General features: G+C 35.4%; 15 protein-coding genes and 1 riboswitch. Of the genes, 11 read left to right on the top strand and 4 right to left on the bottom strand.

Annotation, left to right across the window (positions count from 1 at the left end; genetic code table 11):
• Positions 1-253: 253 nt before the first annotated feature.
• Positions 254-382: an anti-repressor SinI family protein gene (locus ACFSMW_RS10545; RefSeq protein WP_390355475.1), complete on the bottom strand. Its 129-nt coding sequence runs from the start codon at positions 380-382 to the stop codon at positions 254-256.
• 11 nt (positions 383-393) lie between these two features.
• Positions 394-476, bottom strand: a riboswitch (cyclic di-GMP riboswitch).
• 257 nt (positions 477-733) lie between these two features.
• Here ACFSMW_RS10545 and ACFSMW_RS10550 point away from each other — a divergent pair.
• Complete coding sequence (locus tag ACFSMW_RS10550; RefSeq protein ID WP_390355477.1) at positions 734-982, top strand: hypothetical protein; 249 nt, start codon at positions 734-736, stop codon at positions 980-982.
• A gap of 308 nt (positions 983-1,290) precedes the next feature.
• Here the strand turns inward: ACFSMW_RS10550 and ACFSMW_RS10555 are convergent, their stop codons facing one another.
• Positions 1,291-2,043 carry an HNH endonuclease gene (locus ACFSMW_RS10555; RefSeq protein WP_390355479.1) on the bottom strand — a complete coding sequence of 251 codons (753 nt, stop codon included), beginning with the start codon at positions 2,041-2,043 and terminating at the stop codon, positions 1,291-1,293.
• Between the two features lie 365 nt (positions 2,044-2,408).
• Between ACFSMW_RS10555 and ACFSMW_RS10560 the strand changes: the two genes are divergently transcribed.
• Positions 2,409-2,570 carry a hypothetical protein gene (locus tag ACFSMW_RS10560; RefSeq protein ID WP_390355481.1) on the top strand — a complete coding sequence of 54 codons (162 nt, stop codon included), beginning with the start codon at positions 2,409-2,411 and terminating at the stop codon, positions 2,568-2,570.
• A 1,413-nt stretch (positions 2,571-3,983) separates the two neighbouring features.
• Here ACFSMW_RS10560 and ACFSMW_RS10565 read toward each other — a convergent pair.
• The gene (locus ACFSMW_RS10565; RefSeq protein ID WP_390355483.1) at positions 3,984-4,547 is read right to left on the bottom strand and encodes a hypothetical protein; all 564 of its coding nucleotides are present in this window, start codon (positions 4,545-4,547) and stop codon (positions 3,984-3,986) included.
• Between the two features lie 750 nt (positions 4,548-5,297).
• On the opposite strand from ACFSMW_RS10565, the gene ACFSMW_RS10570 reads away from it, so the two are divergent.
• The 9 genes from ACFSMW_RS10570 to ACFSMW_RS10610 all read left to right on the top strand — a co-directional run bounded on the left by ACFSMW_RS10570 (position 5,298) and on the right by ACFSMW_RS10610 (position 10,775).
• Positions 5,298-5,591, top strand: a complete 294-nt coding sequence (locus ACFSMW_RS10570) for an NUDIX hydrolase (protein WP_390355500.1) — start codon at positions 5,298-5,300, stop codon at positions 5,589-5,591.
• Positions 5,592-5,652: 61 nt separating this feature from the next.
• A complete protein-coding gene (locus ACFSMW_RS10575; protein ID WP_390355485.1) occupies positions 5,653-5,814 on the top strand; it encodes a hypothetical protein in 162 nt (53 codons plus the stop codon).
• 23 nt (positions 5,815-5,837) lie between these two features.
• Positions 5,838-6,062: a hypothetical protein gene (locus tag ACFSMW_RS10580; RefSeq protein ID WP_390355487.1), complete on the top strand. Its 225-nt coding sequence runs from the start codon at positions 5,838-5,840 to the stop codon at positions 6,060-6,062.
• Between the two features lie 107 nt (positions 6,063-6,169).
• A complete protein-coding gene (locus ACFSMW_RS10585; RefSeq protein WP_390355488.1) occupies positions 6,170-6,574 on the top strand; it encodes an NUDIX hydrolase in 405 nt (134 codons plus the stop codon).
• Positions 6,575-6,944: 370 nt separating this feature from the next.
• Positions 6,945-7,163 carry a TIGR04104 family putative zinc finger protein gene (locus tag ACFSMW_RS10590; RefSeq protein WP_390355490.1) on the top strand — a complete coding sequence of 73 codons (219 nt, stop codon included), beginning with the start codon at positions 6,945-6,947 and terminating at the stop codon, positions 7,161-7,163.
• 152 nt (positions 7,164-7,315) lie between these two features.
• Positions 7,316-7,831, top strand: coding sequence for a hypothetical protein (locus ACFSMW_RS10595; RefSeq protein WP_390355492.1), 516 nt, complete (start codon positions 7,316-7,318; stop codon positions 7,829-7,831).
• Between the two features lie 370 nt (positions 7,832-8,201).
• Positions 8,202-8,360: a hypothetical protein gene (locus ACFSMW_RS10600; RefSeq protein ID WP_390355494.1), complete on the top strand. Its 159-nt coding sequence runs from the start codon at positions 8,202-8,204 to the stop codon at positions 8,358-8,360.
• 744 nt (positions 8,361-9,104) lie between these two features.
• Positions 9,105-10,067 (top strand): helix-turn-helix transcriptional regulator, encoded by a 963-nt coding sequence (locus ACFSMW_RS10605; RefSeq protein ID WP_390355495.1) that lies wholly within the window; start codon positions 9,105-9,107, stop codon positions 10,065-10,067.
• Positions 10,068-10,142: 75 nt separating this feature from the next.
• The gene (locus ACFSMW_RS10610) at positions 10,143-10,775 is read left to right on the top strand and encodes a type 1 glutamine amidotransferase family protein (protein ID WP_390355497.1); all 633 of its coding nucleotides are present in this window, start codon (positions 10,143-10,145) and stop codon (positions 10,773-10,775) included.
• Positions 10,776-10,852: 77 nt separating this feature from the next.
• Here ACFSMW_RS10610 and ACFSMW_RS10615 read toward each other — a convergent pair.
• Positions 10,853-11,701, bottom strand: an 849-nt coding sequence (locus tag ACFSMW_RS10615; RefSeq protein ID WP_390355498.1) for an IS256 family transposase, incomplete at its 5' end; no start/stop codon positions are given.

Raw genomic sequence — 11,701 nt, forward strand, 5'->3', positions numbered from 1 at the left:
ATCTTCAACGTTCTCTGGTTGGTAATCTTCTAGTATTTGGTTCGCCAGCTTGACAGATTTTTCATCTCGCTTTATTTCCGCCATTAGATAACCTCCCATGTGAATTATTTTTATTCTAACAATAAAAAACTGAACTGCGAAGTAAGAGCCGTACGCACTCTCACTTACACAGTTCAGTTTACATTCCCTACTATTAATTCATTAGGATACGTGCAACATTACATATCTTTAGTAAAAGTTAGACGAAAAGCCCTCACGTTTGTGAGGGCCATGCTTCACTGTTTATCTTCTCTTTTAAAAACTCTCTTACGTCCTCTTTACTCAATCCTGATTGTTTCGCAGTAATAATGAGCTCCACCCATTCAGTATCTAACTCCTGCATGACCACTCCTATTCTGCAGTCCAGCCGTCATAGCACATGCCGTAGACCTGTGACTTTGCGTCCCGACCTTTCAGCCGATTTGCCTTTAACGTTATTTGTGTAATCTAGTTCTATAGTACCACTGAATACTGTCCTAACTATTGATAACAGTTCGACAAAGTTAGCATATTCCATAAATTTGTTGGAATTAATTTACAGTTGATTTGGAACTTATATTCCTATATAGTCCCCAAAGGGATTTGTGCTTAGCTAAATTGGAATTTAACATAATTCACATGTTCTTTGGAATAAATTGATCTCGAAGATAAATGTACAAAGTTTTCAAACTAAACAGTAGGAGAGTAGAGTAGAATGGGTGAAATAGAACAACTTAAACTTACTTTGAAGTTTATTGAGATGAAGCTAAGAGAATACATTGACGAATTGAATAAGCGGTTCGGTAATATTTTTGATATCGACGAAATAATTGGGGAATTTTCTAAATATACAAGGGAAGGTGGGTACCCCGAGAAAGAAATACCTATTGTGAAGCCAGTTTTTATGGAATCAGCAATTGATGTGATGTATGATGTTGATCTAGAGAGCTTAAATTTTTCTTAGGTATAAATGATGACGAGACGTTTATTGCTTCACATGAAATCGTTAGTGATTTAATTTTAGGTTCCTTGCTAAATCAATGTGATTTAGTTATACGAATGATACACAATAAATTAGATTAGAAAAGACCTTTAGTTGCTTTACTGGAATATTCATAGGATGGAGTTTTGGTTTCAAAGCACTCTTCCGGATGCGGTAAGCGATGCGGTGGATGGGAATTGAGGGGTAATGAATGAGGGAATTACATTATTTTTATTTATATGTAAACTATCCTGGTATAGGACAAACCCGCCTTTGTCCTAATTTATCTGTTATCTAATTAGTTTGTATAGCTTGTACAATGTTTTATCGTAAAACACTGTACGCCTTTTTGCTAGCTTTACTTTTAGTTTATGCTTCAGTATCTTGATTTGTTTTCTTCTGTGTTTCTTACCTTCTTCTTTTAGTACTGCGGAGTGTATTGATAGGTAATCTTCAATGTGGTCAAGAGCGATATCGATTTCCTTTATTTTGTCTACCGCATATTCTTCTTTCGTCTTTCCCCAAGTATAAGGTTCGTACATAAAAAGATATAACTCCAAGTCCATGGTACCTTTTGTTTGATTACAGTTTTTGCAGCATGCTACGCAATTACTAAAACTACTGATTCCCCCCTTTGATTTGGGAATAACATGGTCAATCGTATCTGCATATCCGTTGCAATATCGGCACTTATAATGGTCACGCTCAAAAACTAGCCGTCGAAACTCATGGTATTCGTACTTTTTGTGTACCAAAGTGGAGTGAAAAATTTCAGCCATCCCGTGGTCTACTAGCGTCTGAGCTTTTTCATAAGGAACAGTGGAATCATAAATCTTTCCATTTACCCTAACACGAACTCTAATGTCTGAATGCGGATCCAACGCAGTCGCCCTCTTCTTTTTCTTTAGATTTGGATCAAAATGGCGTAGTTCTGTTTTTTCTTTGTGGCAATCAAGGCAATAACTCCTTTTTTTCCCTTTCCCGCTGCTCTTGAAGTAAGATACATCCATTGATTTATTGCAAATAGTGCAAACTTTTTCCATATAACCCCTCCTAATCCTTATAATAACTCTTTTCGAGGGGATGTGGGAAAGATCATGATAATTTTATCGCTTATAAATGAATTTCCTATCACAAATTGATAAAATCTATCTGCTGCTGTTGGGTAATCTATCTTTAATCTACTAAAAATAGATAATAAAAACCTCTTATGCCTTGGTAGGCTCTGGAAAACAACAGGGGTGGAACTAGGGATTGCAATGGAACGACCCCCAAAACCACACCTAGAATCGTATCCTGAATTCCCTTTAGTGATAATATTTTTGAATGATAAGAAATTAACAATTAATACCCCAAGACGATGATATACTCTTTTTGTAAAACATTAACTAACAAAAGGAGCGAGACAATGAGAGTACGTGAACTATCCTTTGCCGAAGCAAAGGAAATAGCAAAGCAGGATCGCAGTAACTTACGATCCTATGAAGTTGAAGGAATGGAAAAATACAGAACGGGAAATCCAGAAGTATTAGCCCCAAAAACTGCTATGAGAAGGCGTTTAGGTATGTAGCTGATAAGAGAGATTTAAAGGGGATAAGGCTAGTACATTGGCTTTATAAACCTGCAACTGTTAATAATCACTGCGGGCATGCATGGGTAGGGATCCCAGGTGAAATTATATTTGATGGAGTTTTGCAACGATTTTATCAGAAAGAAGGCTATTACAAATACTATCGAGCTCTCAAACTAAATCAGTACAGCCAATCGGAAATGTAGGATGTGGGATTTAAGTGTGGTGGCCTCTACGGACCCTAGTGGTAGGACCATTGATGAGCTAAACTATTTCAAAATGGAATCTGTTAATGGAAAATAGTAATCGGAACATGAAAGTAAGTGGATATGTAATATGAAATGTAAATCAATATGTAACAGTAAATGTATTTATGCAAGTCATAACTGTCACCTCATAAATGCCCAACATAATATCTTCGTAGGCTGTTAAAAAAGGATCCGATATAAACGAAAGAGAAGATAGACTTGTAAGTGCAAGGGGCCCATGGACTGAGCATGTAGTAATAAACCCCACCGTTATAGGAACAAATCTTCAAACAATACTGTACCTTCACGTAGGTTCAAATTGAGTTATCTTGACCACCATATTTTTCAAAACACTGTACCTTCATGTAGGTTGTGGTTTGATTGGATTAGAAGTCAGAAAATGAAAGTTGCTGTACCTCTTAATGATTTAATAGTTTTTCATTTTACCGAGTATATTCTTTAACAAGGGAGTTGCGTACGATTTTGTATTACCTTCCACCATTAACCATATTTAGATTTTTAACTATCTGATATTCTGTAAAGGATACCCACTCGCCATAATTCTCTTCTTCCCACATGGAAAAAAGGGCAAATAATGTTTTTGCATCTGCCATGAACGAGAACGAATGTCTAAGGATTAAAAAGAAATCGGGAAACTGATAAGACAAACGAGCCTATTGGGATCCCGTCAGGAAAGTGCGGATTTACACGCTAATCCCATTTTCCCGACCGGATCCCTGTATACGCAATGAAAGGTGATGAATCGAAAAATAGTGATTATAACGGTATTGAATCATAATACATGATAAAATATACTTATAAGGAGTTATTAATTCTTAATAATACATTGTCCTGCCACGTTGCGGACCAACTCACACGATATGTGATTTTTATTTCTAAAGGGGTACCTGTTATAGGGACCCCTTTTTCATACATACTTTTAAAGTTATTGAATAATAATAATACATTGCTCTTCTCATTAAGAGCCAACTCCCCCCATTAGTAATTACTTACTGATGGGGGTTACTAATTTAAAAGAGCGTACAAAACGGGCATATGTCTCAAATGAAAAATAAAGCCCATACAGTTGTTTTTGTTAACAACATTAGATCTCTAATCAAATATGGTTTATTCCCAATAGATTTAAGCCGAAACATGTTATCTATTAGACTAAATCAAAAAAGTCTTGATACCCATTGGTGTATATCCAATTTTTGAATACATCTTTCCAGATAAGATGAGCGCAATCTTTTGAACAAGCTCTTTCGTTGACCCCATGCTCCACCCCTTGAATAAGTGGAAAATTTACAGTGTAATAATTTTCATCATTATCGCTTGAAACCTTTCGCCCACACCAGTTGCATTTAAAACTCCAATGTCTCTTATTAGGATTAAAGGTCTTCAACCTTAAATCACCAGTAGGAATTATGTATTTACCGTTTTCATTCTTTTTAAAGTCAACATTAAAAGAATTTGAAGTATATATTTCGATGCTTGTTTCTTTATTGGTTTTTTCGATTAATTCACTAATGCCAGCAAGGTTATAAAATTCCATGGATTGCTCTAATGTCTTTTTTAACTGTTCAAACATAGAAACTGCTTCCTTTTTGGTGAGAATGAACCCATTATTATCCTGAAAAGCTATTAATTCTTTCGTAGATCCGTTCTCTTCAACCTGTACTTCTATTGGCCTAGGATCCCTGTGTGAAACATTTTTTATTATTGGCATATATTAATCCCCCTTTTAATGTCATGGCTAACATTTTTAAATATGGATTTTTAGACAGGATTGTATTGTTTTCAGCGAACAAACGAGCCAAGAAAGTTTGTTTTTCTCTTTTCAGCTTTTCACACTGCAATCTACCAATTCTATCCGTAATAGACTTCATTTTATTCTTGAGAACACACCCAATGATTCTTTTTGTTGTTCTGAATGAGTTGCTTGTTGCGCTTTTAATTCGGCAATTTGCTCATGGAAGTCTTTCCCACATGAAAAATGTCTCTTTTTTGAATGTTTCTATATATTGATAAGATGGGTTATCATTAGTTAATTTTGCAAGTTTCATTGTAACATAGATCCAGTAACTTCCATCAATAAAGTTTTTGATGGCACGCTGTTATCTGTCGCCAATTATGCCTATTTAAATCTAGATATGGAATGATTAAGACTAAAAGGTTATATAAGGAAATATTCGACAGTTGAAGAGGTACGATGCTCCATAAATACGGGAGGATGAAAATGTCATTCGGTTGTGGCTTTGAAATAAAGTTTGATACAATTGCATTGACAAGATGGGTTATGACAATTCAACAAACAGGTCAATTTGTTGAATGAAATTATTGAACTACAAGGCTAACTAGGAGATATGGTTGTGAGGGATCGGAGTTCGGTTGTGCTTGACTTGTAGAAAATAACAAGGTTGGACCGATTAAAAGAACTAGGAATGGTTCTGTTTACTATGTTTTTCCTGGTGGAGGCATAGAAGAAGGCGAATATCCTGCAGCAGGGGCAAAAAGGGAAGCCTTTGAAGAATTAGGTGTAACAGTCAACATTAAAGAAACTTTTGCAAAGATTGAGTTCCACGGAACACAATACTTTTTTTTAGCCGAAATTATAGAAGGAACCTTTGGTACTGGGCAAGGCGAAGAATACACTGATGAAAACAGAAATAGAGGTACATACTTTCCGTTATGGGTAGATATAGAAAAATTTTCATATTATGACATTAAACCGAAAGAAGTTGCTAGTAAAATACAATCCGTATTCAATTAAATAAAATGTTTGCAATTATTCAGGTAGTGGCAATTTAATATTAAAAGGGGGGATCTTCCAAATGGAGAAATTCTATGTGGCATCAAGTTTTAGAAACCTAGAATCCGTTCGATATGTTGCGGGTCACTTACAGAGTAAAGGTTATATCCAAACTTATGATTGGACACAAAATGTGAAAGGGAAAGAAGGGCAAAGCCCCACGTTGGAAGAGTTGGGAATATAGGACGGATAGAAAAAGATGGAGTATTGGAAGCTGATTTTATTGTAGTTATATTACCTGGTGGAAAAGGTACTCATATTGAATTGGGTATCGCATTGGGGCTGGAAAAGAGGATTTTTCTTTACTCACCAAATGAAGAAGTAAATAACTTTGAAACAATAAGTACCTTTTATCATCTAACAGAGGTTGAAAAATGTTTTGGTACCCTTGATGAGTTATTGGAAAAGGTCACTACCACAAATGTTTATTAAGCAATTGGGCGCGATTCCTTAATAAAGATCATGCATAAAAGGGCCAGATTGTTGCATAAATGTTTGCATGTCTTTATCGTTTTTAAATGTTCAGGGAGGGTAGGAATATGATAAGAGTAGATGTTGCGTACGCATTAATCTGTAAAGAAAATAAAATTCTTGTGGTTAATAATCAAGGCGGTACTTGGTCTCTACCTGGTGGAGCAGTTGAAAAAGGTGAAACACTAAAGCAGGCAGCTATCCGTGAGGTTGCAGAGGAAACAGGTTTGACGGTAAAAGTCGGGGGAATTGTTTCAGTTAATGAAGCTTTTTTTAAAGAAAAGGATCATCAAGCATTATTTATAACATTTAAAGCAGATATAGTTGATGAAAAGCCTTCAATACAAGATAAAAGTGAAATATCAGAAATAAAATGGGTGGATTTCCAAACAGCGAATAAGCTAATACCTTATCACCCCGGTGGAGTAGAAGGCTTGTTGGAGTCCCCGTCACCCTACATATTTCAGGGATAGTTATAACCATTTTCTTCATCAATCGGGCGCTTTTCTTGAAGAAGGATTAGCGCTCAATCTTGAAGAATCAAGCCTTTTAATGGATTGTGTCTAGTTGATATGGAGGTGTATTATGAATATAAAGCAAAAGCTGTTGTTAACTATGTGGCTAACTATTTGCGTATCAGGTTTAATGACATCATCGGGAATTTATTTGAGTAATATACCGATTCTTGTGTGCAGTTCATTATTGCTCGTTACCCTTCCATTTACCGCATACCATTTGGTTAAAAATAACAGACAATGCTGATTAACAGTTAGTTATTCATCGGGTTTAAGCAATTGGGCGCTTTTATGAAATATTGGTTAAAGAAAAACAGGAGGGAATTTTATGCCACGTTGCACTAACTGTAATTATAAATGGAAAGTCAAAGAAGTTTTGTCACTCGGATTTTCAAAGAATGGAAAAGACTGCCCCAATTGTGGGCATAGACAATACATCTCCCCTAAAACCCAAAGGCTGTTTACATTAGGTTATTTAAGTTTGATATTCGTTCCGTTTATTATTTTCCGTATAAAATTGAGCGATAAAGATGAGCCATTATGGTAGGTCGATAACCCTTATTCCAGAAGGGCGCGATTATTGAATGACCTTGCATCCTTAAAGGCCATATTGTTGGAAACAAACAGGGGATGGATTTATAAAATGAATCTGTCGGTGGGCTGCACTGGTATTATATATGAAAAAGGTGGGGTTTAAAAATGGGATGGGAAGAAATGAACACAAGAGTTTACCCATGCTGGTGCGGTAAAGGGACCTTTACTGAAGTAAGTGAAATGGATGATTGGAACAGAACCAGAAGTACGCGAACCATAAATTGTCCCGAATGTGCGAAAAAAGAAGAAGAAGAAAAAGAAAGTTTAAAGAAAGAACGCGAACGGCTAAACACATTGGAAAAAGAAATAAAGAATTATTTTGAAGACCATTACATGCGGGAATGGCTTGCCTGCTTTGCTACGGCTAAAAATAAAAAAGGAGTTTGGAAGTTATCGGTAGACCTAGGAATGAAGACTGAAAGCCTAAGCACCTTTTACAGTAGAAAGTATCCAAATATGGATCAATATATTAAGGGTCTTGCTACATATAGAAATATGAAAGAAATTATGTGCAGGCTTAATATCAAAGATCACGATTTAACAAACAAGGTTGAAGAAGCAGTGAAATTAAGCGAAAAAGAAAATGCAAGGACAATAGCTGCATGGCATAGTAACTATTAAACAAAGGATAGTATAGTATATAAGTACAGGATAAACGGTTTTCAATTAACAGGTGCGATTGCGGAAGATACAGCCATACAATGTTCAAACTATTTTAAACCAACAATTATTAAAACTTAATCCATTTAGGGATTATAAAAACGTAAAAATTAGTTCAAGCAATTAAGATTGCCATAATAGAATTGGAACATGAAGTTGACCAATAGTACATACTAACCAATAAGTTGTGTTATAATTTAAAGCAACTCCGTTAAGGAGTAGCTTTAATGATTGTTTTGTTGCCCGTGAAGGGTATGCAACACCACCGGGTACTTAACTAAGTACCCGGGTATTTTTTTAACATAAAAACTAAGTGGAAGGAAGATCCATATTGAAAAGTCTTATTAAGGAATATCTAGATATGTATATTGATACACATGATTTAACTTTAACAGAGGAACAATATGCGAGTGCATATCATGGGGTTGAAAATTGGTTGAGTGAAATGCTGTCAGAGGCAGTTAGCGAATCAATCAATAATGTAGTTTAGCCCAATATATATAGTGTAAGTAGCATCCCCCCCTCTCAACCTGAATCAAATTTTTATCACCCCATTAAATTTTTTGATACGGAACATTATTTCAAGATTAAATGCTGAAGTAAACAGGGCTAGTTATAAAATTGGTTTATTCGCCCCGGAAGTCCCTGATAAAATGATTGTATCCAACTAACATCTATCGAAATGGTGCAAATTGGTGCAAATAAAATCCATTTTAGTCAAATTCCATCTTTTTATATCCAGGTTATCATTCTAAAAATATTGATATAAAGGGGTTTCGATGGATTGAGTGTACAGGGATTTTATAAGTTTATTTCTCAAAACGTTAATAAATCAACACTTGCAAATCCCTCAACCACGTGTGGTTGGGGGATTTTACTGTATATGCGGTGCTTTAAAAACAGGGGAAAATTCACACGTAGCATACACGTAACATACAAGTAGCAGACAAATAATTTAGAGAAAAAGTGTAGTTTTAAAATAAATTTTGGAATTTATAATAAAGATGGATCATTTATAAAAAAGTTTGATACTATTGCATTGATTAGCTGAATTGTGACAATGCAGTTGATTATACTTCACTAAATATTGCCAACACACTACGGAGAAATATACTTAACAAGACCTAATAGTCTAATTCAAGGAAATGGGTTAAATTAAAATGTTAACTACAAAAAATCCACTTATAACTAAAATATATAGTAGATAATTAATTTCAAATAGAGGCGGATTTCAATGGCTAAAACAGATAATTTACTAGCGATTCTATGGATGCTCAGTTCTGGTGAAAAAATTACTGCGAAACAAATTTCAGAAAGGTTAGAGATGAATATAAGGACTGTTTATCGTTATATTGATACGCTTTCAATAAGTGGTGTACCTATCATTTCGGATGCAGGACATAATGGTGGATACACTTTATTGAACAATTTTATTGAAGCCCCTCTTTTTTTTGATTCTGAGGAGCAAACCTCATTATTTCACGCTGCTATTTTTGCTGAAAAGGCGGGATATTATGGAGGTAAAGCACTAAATAGAGCTATTTCAAAGCTAAGAAATTTTTCAAATCAAGAGCAGGAAATAAAGATAAATCAACACTTATCTAGCCTTGAAGTAATAAGTCAATTCAGTACCCTCGCTATGGAACCTTTATTAAAGGAGCTGGAGCAGGCAGTAACTAACGGTTGCTCAATCAAAATTAATTATCATAAAAATGGTGAAAAGCAATTAAACTATAGATTGGTCGATCCGTACAGGATTATTTATTGGAATAATAAGTGGTATGTGATTGGATTTTGCCAGCTTAGGAATGATATCCGTAGTTTTAGAGTAGATCGTATTGAAAGCCTAATGCTAACCGAAAATAAGTTTAGCCGGCCAGAAAACTTTTCAGCACGTGACTTTTTTATAAATAATCTTCTTCCAACTATAGAAGATAAGGAAGGGATTATTTCTGTGGTTCTTAGTGGGGATAAAAATGTATTGGCCGATATTTGCCAACATTGGTTTTTAGGACATTATTTACAAGAGCGGACTTCAAATCAGGCAGTTTTTCTTCTTGAAAAAGATGTGATACATACGTATGTACCTTATTTGCTTTTACCGTACAATAAATCTATTCAGGTTATTGAACCAATAAGTCTTAAGAAAAGACTTATTGAGGTTCTGTCGGAATTAATAGAATTCCATCAAATTTGATAACTTAACTGACGTTAGGTGTCAGGGAAGTGATGCTATAGTTGGTTATATCAAATGTGATTGGAGTGTTATTGGATGCAAACAAAAAAAGTTTTTCTATATGTATTTAATACAATGTCAGACTGGGAATATGGATATTTAATTGCTGAACTAAACTCAGGAAGATATTTCAAAAAGGATTTAGCACCTTTAAAAGTAATTACAGTAGGAGCTAATAAAGAAATGATTACTACTATGGGTGGACTGAGTATAAAACCAGATATTTCCCTTGATGAATGTGTTCTTGATAGTAAAGATCTTTTAATTTTACCGGGTGGAACTACTTGGAGTGAAGATATTCATCAACCTATCTTGGAAAGAGTTGGGCAGGCTTTAAAGCTAGGCACTATTGTTGCTGCAATTTGTGGTGCAACTGATGCCCTTGCGAATATGGGATACTTGGATGCTAGAAAACACACAAGCAATAACTTAGAATATACTAAAATGGTATGTCCTAACTATAAAGGAGAGAGGTTCTATGAGTTGGAATCTGCGGTATCTGATGTGAATTTAGTTACTGCATCAGGAATAGCTCCTCTAGAATTTGCGATGGAGGTACTGAAAAAAATAGATGTATTTGCACCAGATACATTACATTCATGGTATAACCTAAACAAGACTCATAAACCAGAATACTTCTTCCAGTTAATGAGTTCAGTAAATAGCTGATCAAAAAAACAACTTAGCAGTTTTATATAAGTTCAAATAAAAATAGGGTTTGTCAAATTAAGTGTGTAAGTCCCAACCTACTCCAGATATTTTAAAACCCTATCTTTTAAATGATCGTGAACGAGAAACTGGTTCATGACCATTGCCCAGTTCTGTATATGGCCGCCTTCCCACTTGGATTCCAATTCCTGAATCCGCAGATATAAAATTTTCATAAGGGCATTCTCATCGGGGAATGCTCCTTTTTTGGTGACTTTTCTAAAGCTGGAATGAATACTTTCTACCGCGTTTGTTGTATACATGACTTTACGGATTGCACTGCCATAGTCAAATAGTTGTTCGACATGCTGAAAGTTTCTTGCCCAGACGTCGATGGCACCCGGGTAAGCCGCCCACTGTTGTTTAAATGATTCAAACGCACTCAAACAAGCCTTAAGGCTTGGCGCACCATACACCTTTTTTAGGGCTTTGGTGAATGTTTTATAGTCCTTACTTGGCACATACTTAATGGAATTGCGTATTAAATGAACCATCATGCATCGCTGCACAATGACATTTGGAAAAATAGCTCTTGCACCTTCTTCGAGTCCACTCACACCGTCCATGGATATAAAGAAGATATCTTCTACACCTCTGGCCTTCATTTCATCGAAAATCTGCATCCACTTATGCTTACTTTCCGTTTCATTTAACCAAAGGCCCAAGATTTCTTTACGCCCCTCCATCGTGTATCCAAGTATGGTATAGACCGCATATTTCTCGGTTTCATATTGATTTCGAATCGTGGTATACATACAGTCTACAAACACAAATGCATAACAATCATGCAATGGTCTTGTCTGCCATTCTTCCAATTCCGGAAATACACTATCCGTTATATCAGAAACCATATCATGGGAGACCGAAAAACCATAAATGTCCTCTAT

Origin of the sequence: Tigheibacillus halophilus, from assembly GCF_042683165.1 — a bacterium.
GTDB lineage: Bacteria > Bacillota > Bacilli > Bacillales > Amphibacillaceae > Tigheibacillus > Tigheibacillus halophilus.